Origin of the sequence: Streptomyces muensis (assembly GCF_021474425.1) — a bacterium.
Taxonomy (GTDB): domain Bacteria; phylum Actinomycetota; class Actinomycetes; order Streptomycetales; family Streptomycetaceae; genus Streptomyces; species Streptomyces muensis.
Map to the genome: position 1 here is coordinate 21,385 of NZ_JAKEIP010000104.1, position 6,301 is coordinate 27,685.

Annotated in this window: 6 protein-coding genes and 1 pseudogene; 5 read left to right on the forward strand and 2 right to left on the reverse strand. The window is 70.3% G+C overall.

What is annotated here, in order from left to right:
- Positions 1-46: 46 nt before the first annotated feature.
- Complete coding sequence (locus L0P92_RS23605) at positions 47-967, forward strand: helix-turn-helix domain-containing protein (protein ID WP_234764830.1); 921 nt, start codon at positions 47-49, stop codon at positions 965-967.
- 17 nt (positions 968-984) lie between these two features.
- On the opposite strand, the gene L0P92_RS23610 is transcribed toward L0P92_RS23605, so the two are convergent.
- Positions 985-1,803 (reverse strand): SAM-dependent methyltransferase, encoded by an 819-nt coding sequence (locus L0P92_RS23610; RefSeq protein ID WP_234764831.1) that lies wholly within the window; start codon positions 1,801-1,803, stop codon positions 985-987.
- A 179-nt stretch (positions 1,804-1,982) separates the two neighbouring features.
- Here L0P92_RS23610 and L0P92_RS23615 point away from each other — a divergent pair, with 179 nt between their 5' ends.
- The 3 genes and pseudogenes from L0P92_RS23615 to L0P92_RS23625 all read left to right on the forward strand — a co-directional run.
- On the forward strand, positions 1,983-2,153 hold the full coding sequence (locus tag L0P92_RS23615) for a hypothetical protein (protein WP_234764832.1): 171 nt from the start codon (positions 1,983-1,985) through the stop codon (positions 2,151-2,153).
- Positions 2,154-2,753 carry a thioesterase II family protein gene (locus tag L0P92_RS23620; protein ID WP_234764833.1) on the forward strand — a complete coding sequence of 200 codons (600 nt, stop codon included), beginning with the start codon at positions 2,154-2,156 and terminating at the stop codon, positions 2,751-2,753.
- 158 nt (positions 2,754-2,911) lie between these two features.
- A pseudogene (locus tag L0P92_RS23625) lies at positions 2,912-4,165 on the forward strand (beta-ketoacyl-[acyl-carrier-protein] synthase family protein); the annotation flags it as partial.
- A gap of 28 nt (positions 4,166-4,193) precedes the next feature.
- Here L0P92_RS23625 and ku read toward each other — a convergent pair.
- The gene (ku, locus tag L0P92_RS23630; RefSeq protein WP_443733366.1) at positions 4,194-5,234 is read right to left on the reverse strand and encodes a non-homologous end joining protein Ku; all 1,041 of its coding nucleotides are present in this window, start codon (positions 5,232-5,234) and stop codon (positions 4,194-4,196) included.
- Between the two features lie 71 nt (positions 5,235-5,305).
- Between ku and ligD the strand changes: the two genes are divergently transcribed.
- Positions 5,306-6,187 (forward strand): non-homologous end-joining DNA ligase, encoded by an 882-nt coding sequence (ligD, locus tag L0P92_RS23635; protein ID WP_234764835.1) that lies wholly within the window; start codon positions 5,306-5,308, stop codon positions 6,185-6,187.
- The last annotated feature ends 114 nt before the right edge of the window (positions 6,188-6,301 follow it).

Sequence of the window (6,301 nt, forward strand, 5' to 3'; positions counted from 1 at the left end):
GATGCGATAATGCGGTCTGTCGTATGCCGGTCTACGGGGAGTCAGGATGTCCGCCGAGTCACCTCGCATCTCCCGCCTCGAGCCGTATCTGCACCGGACCGAACCCGCGCCGACCCTGCTGAAGATGCTGGTCGGCGTCCAGCTGGCCGGGATCCGCGAGGACGCGGGCCTCTCCCAGGACCAGGCGGCGCGTGCCGTGGGGTTCAGTCCGGCGAAGTTGTCGCGCATCGAGGCGGGCAAGGGGCGTCGCCCGCCCACCGAGGCCGACATTCGCGCGCTGCTCGAGCAGTACGGCGCCGAGGAGTACGAGGCCACGGTCCTGCTGCAGTTGCTGCGGCGCGCCGGTGAGCCCGGCTGGTGGCAGCGCTATGACAAGCGGCTGATGCCGGAGTGGTTCGACCGGCTGGTCGGGTTCCAGGAGGCCGCGACGGCCATCCGTACCTTTGAACTCCAGTACGTTCCCGGTCTGTTGCAGACCGAGGACTACACCCGAGCCGTCGTGGAGCGCGGGCTGCCGACGGCGCCCGGCCGTGAGGTGCAGCGGCGGGTGGAGTTGCGGATGCGCCGGCGGGAGCTGCTGCACCGGCCGGACGCGCCGCAGCTGTGGGCGATCGTCGACGAGTCGGTGCTGCTGCGGGTGCTGGGCAGCCGTGAGGTGATGCGGGAGCAGCTGGAGCATCTCGTGGAGATGGCCCAGCGGCCCCATGTGACCGTACAGATCGTGCCCCTGGACGCGACCAACGCCTCCGCGCCCGCGATGCCGATCACCTATCTGCGGTTCGGCGGTGTCGATCTGCCCGACATCGTCTATCTGGAGCACATCAAGAGCGCGGCGTTCCTGGAGGACCGCGACGAGACCGAGGAGTACCGACTCGCCCTGGACCGTCTGGGTGACGAGGCCCTCGACCCGCGCGACTCCCTGGAGCGGCTGCGCGAGACGATGGAGCGGTACTCCCCGAAGCCCTGAACCGGGCCTGGTGTCTCCTACGCGAGCCGGCCCACGCCGCCGAACTCGATCCACTCCTGGGTGAGCTGGCGGGGCGCCACCTCGGTGTCGGGACGCCAGGTGGAGACCTCCACCAGGCCGGGCTCAAGGATCTCCAGGCCCTCGAAGTACTCCGCGACGTCCTTCTCCTCGCGCACCCGGCCCCAGTGGCCCTGGGTCGCCTGGTCCATGAAGTCGGTGACGAACTTGCGGACCTCGGCGTCCTCACTGACCAGCTGGCACATCACCATGCAGCTGCCGGGTGCGAGCCGTTCGCGGACCCGGCGGGCCACGGCGAGCGGGCCGTCGGTGTCGTCGTCGGGGATGCAGTGGAACACCGAGTTGAACAGCACGGCGACCGGCTGCGAGAAGTCGATCAGGCGCTTGGTGTCGGCGTGGGAGAAGATGGCGTCGGTCTCACGCATGTCGGCGTGGATGACGGCGGTGTTGTCGTTCTGGTCGAGCAGGGCGCGGCCGTGGACCAGGACCATCGGGTCGTTGTCGACGTACACCACGCGCGAGGTCGGGTCGACGGACTGGGCGACCTGGTGGACGTTGTTCTGGGTGGGCAGGCCTGAGCCGTGGTCGAGGAACTGGCGGATGCCGTAGTCCTCGGCCAGCGTCCGGACGACCCTCTGCAGGAAGCGGCGGTTGTTCAGGGCGAGGGCGCGGGTGCTGGGGACGACCTTGTCCAGCTCCTCGCAGGCGGCTCGGTCGGAGGCGTAGTTGTCCTTGCCGCCGAGGTAGTAGTCGTACATGCGTGCGGCTGTCGGGATCGTGGCATCGATCGACGTGGACAGCTGCTTTCCAGGCTCCATCGTTTCCCCCAGTCACAGGGCCGGCCGAGGCGATCACCTCGCCGACAACACATCCTAGGGAGGGGGCAGTTGGTCGGGCCAGTCCATCGGTCAATCACCGGGGAACGACCACTCCGTAGTGGGCGAGTGGGAGTGCCCGCGTCGACCCGCCGGCCCGCCGCCCGGGGACACTGAAGGGCATGACGCATCGCATCGTGGAGATGAAGCCGGACGGCCGGACCCGATGGTTCCGGGGGGTGAGCGCGCCCGGCGCGAGGATCCGTCTGGTGTGTTTTCCGCACGCGGGTGGCGCGGCGGGCTCCTTCCACGACTGGGGCGCGCTGACGCCCCCGCGGATCGAGGTCATGTAGGTGCAGTACCCGGGGCGTCAGGACCGGTTGTCCGATCCGTGCGCGACGACGATGGAGGAGCTGGCGGACGCGATCACCACGGCGCTGCTGCACGAGCTGCCGGGTGATCTGCCGTTGGCTCTCTTCGGCCACAGCATGGGGTCGGCGGTGGCGTACGAGGTCGCCCGCCGTCTGGCGGAGGTCCCCGGCCGAACCCTGACCCGTCTGATCGTGTCGGCCCGGGCCAGGCCACGCACCCCGCAGGAGCGGCCGCCCCGCCCGGCGCCGGCCGACAGCGAGATCCTGGAGCACGTCCGCGCACTGGATCCCGACGGTGCCGCCTCCTACGAGCACCCCGAACTGCGGCCCCTGATCATGCCGTCGCTGCGCGCGGACTTCGGCCTCCTGGCGGCGTACCGCCCGACTCGTCTGCACCGGCTGGGAGTTCCCGTCACGGTCTGCGGCGGCGACCGCGATCCCTCGTGCGCGGTGGAGGAGCTGCGGTCGTGGTCGGACGTCACGACGGAGGGGCTGGACGTCCGGGTCTTCGAGGGCGGCCACTTCTATCTCACCCCGCGGAAAGAGGAGTTGGTCGGGTTCGTCGCCTCGCGGCTGTCGTGAGACGACGGCTGTGACGGCTGTCGCCCTTGCGCATGTGCACCACGAGGAAGCTGCGCATGTGCACGCCACAAGGAAGTTGGGCATGTTCCCCTTTCAACGATCACAGGCGATCAGAGACGATCATGAGGGGACATACAGAGATGAGCGCGACCGCCGCATCCCGGCCCCGCAAGGTCGTCGTCACCGGACTCGGGGCGGTCACTCCGCTCGGCGTCGGGGTCAAGGAGTTGTGGCGCGGGCTGCTCGACGGGCGGCACGGGATCAGGGAGTTGGAGGGCGAGGAGTTCGCCGGGCTGCCGGTGCGGGTGGCCGGGGTCGTACCCGTCGATCCCGGGGAGCTGCTGCCCCGGCCGGTGGCGCGGCGGATGAACCGGGCCGCGCGGTTCGGGGTGCTGGCGGCCCGGGAGGCTTGGCTGGACGCCGGGTTCACCGAGGGCGGGACGCGGGAGAGCGGGGTCGATCCGGAGCGGGTGGGGGTGAGCCTGGGCGCGATCCTCGGGGACGCGTCGGTGCTGGTGGGCGGGGACCGGAGGTTGCGGGAGAAGGGGCCGCGGGCCGTCTCGCCGCTGACCACCCCGATGACCGTACCCTCGCAGGCCGCCTCACAGGTCTCGCTCGACCTGCACATCACCGGCGAGGCCAGGACGGTCACGAGCGCCTGTGCGTCGGGGACGGAGGCCATAGGGCAGGCGATCGACCGCATACGGTACGGGCAGATCGACATCGCTCTCGCCGGCGGCGCCGAAGCGGTCGTCACGCCGGCGATCATGGCGTCCTTCGCGGCGATGCGGGCCCTGGCCGACGGGGACCCCTCGAAGGGCTCGCCCTCGCGGCCGTTCGCCAAGGACCGGAGCGGGTTCGTCAACAGCGAGGGCGCCGGGATCCTCGTACTGGAGGCGGAGGAGCAGGCACGGGCCAGGGGTGCGCGGATCTACTGCGAGGCCGCGGGCTGGGGGCTGTCCGCCGACGCCCACCACATGGCCGCACCCGACCCGTCCGGCGCCGGCGTCGCGCTCGCCCTGCGGCGGGCTCTGCGGGACGCCGGGGGCGAGGTCGGGGACGTCGTCCATGTGAACGCCCATGCCACGGCGACGGTCGAGGGCGATCTCGCGGAGGCGGGCGCGCTACGGGCGGTGCTCGGGCGGCGGAGGGTTCCGGTCACCGCGCTCAAGGGGCACCTCGGGCATCTGCAGGGCGCCGCGGGCGGGGTCGAGGCCGTCGCCGCCGTACTGACGCTGCATCACGGGGTGGTGCCGCCGACGGTGGGGAGCGGGGAGGTGGACGAGGCGATCGATCTGGATGTGGTGACGGGGGTGGCGTGTGCGTTGCCGGAGGACGGGGATCTGGTGCTCAGCAATTCGTTCGGGTTCGGGGGGCACAACGCGGTGTTGGCGTTGCGGAGGGTCAGGTGAGGTGACGGTACGGGTGGCCGGGTGACGGTCAGGCGGTGCGCTTGCGGGGCGTCGCCTTCTTGGCCGTGGTCTTCTTCGCGGTCGTCTTCTTCGCCGTGCTCTTCGCCGCCGTCTTCTTCGCTCCCTGGGCCGTCTTCGCCGTCGACTTCTTCGCGGAGGCCGTCTTCTTCGCCGCTGTCTTCTTCGTCGCGGTCGACTTCTTGCCGGCCGCCTGTTTCGGTGCCGCTCGGGACGTCTTGCGCTCGGGCAGGCGTCTGACCTGCGCCGCCGCCTTCGGTTCCGCCGGCTCCTCGCCGCGCGACACCTTCGCCGCCCGCACGCTGTTCTCCAGGGCCGCCATCAGGTCGAGGACCTTGCCGGCCTTCGCCGGTTCGGGTGTCTCCGGCGGGGCCTCACCGGCCGCCTTCGCGGCGACGACCTCCTCCAGGGCCTCGCGGTAGGCGTCGTGCAGTTCGTCGAGTTCGATCTCGCCGAGGGTGTCCATCAGGGCGTCCGCGAGGTCCAGCTCCTTGTCGTTCACCGTGACGTGGGTGTCCGGGGCCACGCCCTCGGGGGCCCGGACCTCGTCCGGCCACAGCAGTCCGTGCATGGCGATGGCGTCCTCGACCACCCGCAGCATGCCCAGACGCTCACGGCCCCGCAGGGCGTACTTCGCGATGGCGACCTTCTGGCTGCGCTTCAGCGCCTCGCGCAGCAACGTGTACGGCTTGGCCGCGGGGGCCCCGCCGGCGGCGAGGTAGTACGCGCTGTCCATCTGGAGCGGGTCGATGCGGTCGGCCGGTACGAAGGCCACGATCTCGATCGTCTTCGCGGTCGGAAGGGGCAGGTGGGAGAGGTCCTCGTCGGTGATCGGGATGATCGTGCCGTCCGCGTCCTCGTATCCCTTGCCGATCTCCGCCTGGGTGACCTCGCGGTCCTCCAGTTCGCAGACCTTGCGGTAGCGAATACGGCCGCCGTCCTCCGTGTGGATCTGACGGAAGGAGATCGAGCGGTTCTCCGTGGCGTTCACGAGCTTGATCGGGATGCTGACCAGGCCGAACGAGATGGCGCCGTTCCAGATGGATCGCACGTGCAGCACCCTTTCGGTCGCTATGCCGGGATCAGTCGGATATCCATCGGGTTTTCTGGAATTCTCATGGTATGACGCCGATCACAGAGGTGGAGGGGCGACGGCTCGCGCTCAGCAATCTGGAGAAGGTGCTGTATCCGGCGACCGGCTTCACCAAGGGCGAGCTGCTGCACTACTACGCCACCACGGCCGGAGTGCTGCTGCCGCATCTGCGGGATCGGCCCGTGTCCTTCCTGCGGTACCCGGACGGGCCGGACGGGCAGGTGTTCTTCACCAAGAACGTGCCGCCGGGCACCCCCGAGTGGGTCACCACGGCCGAGGTGCCGCGGGTGGAGGGGCCGGCTCGGATGGTGTTCGTGCAGGATCTCGCGAGTCTGATGTGGGCCGCGAATCTCGTCACCGAGTTCCATACGCCCCAGTGGGTGATCGGTGCGCCCGGGGAGGCGGATCGGCTGGTCTTCGACCTGGACCCGGGGGCGCCGGCCACCGTGGTGGAGTGTTGTGACGTCGCTCTCTGGTTGCGGGAGCGGCTGGCTGCGGACGGTATCGAGGCGTATGCCAAGACCTCCGGTTCCAAGGGGCTGCATCTGGCCGCGGCCATCCGGCCGGTTTCTTCCGAGCGGGCCACCGAGTATGCCAAGGAGCTTGCTGTGGAGGCGGAGAAGGCGTTGCCGCGGCTGGCTGTCCATCGGATGACCAAGAGCTTGCGGCCCGGCAAGGTCTTTGTCGACTGGAGTCAGAACGCGGCGCGTAAGACGACGGCCGCGCCTTATACGTTGCGGGCTCGGCGTGAGCCTGCGGTGTCCGCGCCGGTCACCTGGGAGGAGGTGGCGGACTGTCGGTCGCCGGGCGCGCTCACCGTGCTTGCCCCGGATCTGGCGCCGCGGCTCCAGGACTTCGGGGATCTGTTGGCTCCGCTGCTGGATGTGGGCGGTGCGGGGGTGTTGCCGTAGTTTTTCTCGCCCCCGCCGCCCCTACCCGTCCCATCCCGTGAAGGGGCTCCGCCCCTTCGACCCCGGGGGGGGGGGGGGGGGCGCCCCCGCCCCCCCCCCCCCCCCCCCCCCCCC